Below are 879 nucleotides of genomic sequence, written 5' to 3' on the forward strand. Positions count from 1 at the left end.
CGCGTCAGTCGGAGCGATAGCTGGATGCTTCGGCACGTCGAACCAAACGCTTCCGAACGAACCCACCGGTGACTGGCGACAGCAAGCCCACGACAGTCGTAACACCGGCGCATCCGATGTCGCCGTTCCAGATCGAGGGAACGAAGCATGGGACGCAGGTGACGCAGGAAGCATCGAACCACTCGTCGCCGATGGAATGGTGTATTCCGTCGGGGCCAGTGCGACCGCACTCGATGCACAGACTGGTGATCAAGAGTGGGAATACGACTTTTCGGCTCAGACAGGCCCGACACCAACAGTAACGGAAAACCACCTACTCATCCCTGCTGAACAACAGCTCGTCGCGTTGAACCGCATCGATGGCTCGAAGAGTGGTCGCGCTCTCTTCCTCGCCCCGCTGAGGGTGCACTTACTGCTGGTCCCTCGATTATCACACTCCCTCTTACCGGACGCCGTGGTGAAACCGGTCTCATCGCGTACGACGCAACGACCGGCGATCGACTCTGGGGTCACCCGACACTCGCAGCGCGAACAACCGCAATCGACGACGACCGCGTCTACGTCACGGGCTACCTACAGGACGGCAATACCGGTGTACTCCGCGCGCTCTCCACCGCAGACGGTTCCTTGCTGTGGGAAACCGAACTCGACCATCCAGACACCGAGCCAGTCGTCGCCAACGACGGGTTACTCGTTACCGACGAAGGAACGCTTGCTGTCCACGATCCGGAAGACGGGACGCGAGTACGCTCACTCGGTACCTTTGGCGACCGACTCGGAACACCACCCGCTGTCAGCAACGGGACCGCGTTCCTCGGAACACGAAGCCAGGAAATCGTCGCTCTTTCGATCGATGACGGCGAAACGATCTGGCAGCAA

General features: G+C 60.4%; 1 protein-coding gene and 1 pseudogene. Both read left to right on the top strand.

Annotation, left to right across the window (positions count from 1 at the left end):
- Nucleotides 1-16: 16 nt before the first annotated feature.
- Nucleotides 17-358, top strand: a pseudogene (locus DVK07_RS24445) (PQQ-binding-like beta-propeller repeat protein); the annotation flags it as partial.
- 113 nt (nt 359-471) lie between these two features.
- On the top strand, nt 472-879 hold a 408-nt coding region (locus DVK07_RS23875; protein WP_342765653.1), incomplete at its 3' end, for a PQQ-binding-like beta-propeller repeat protein.

The organism is Halorubrum sp. Atlit-26R, assembly GCF_003666015.1.
Lineage (GTDB): Archaea > Halobacteriota > Halobacteria > Halobacteriales > Haloferacaceae > Halorubrum.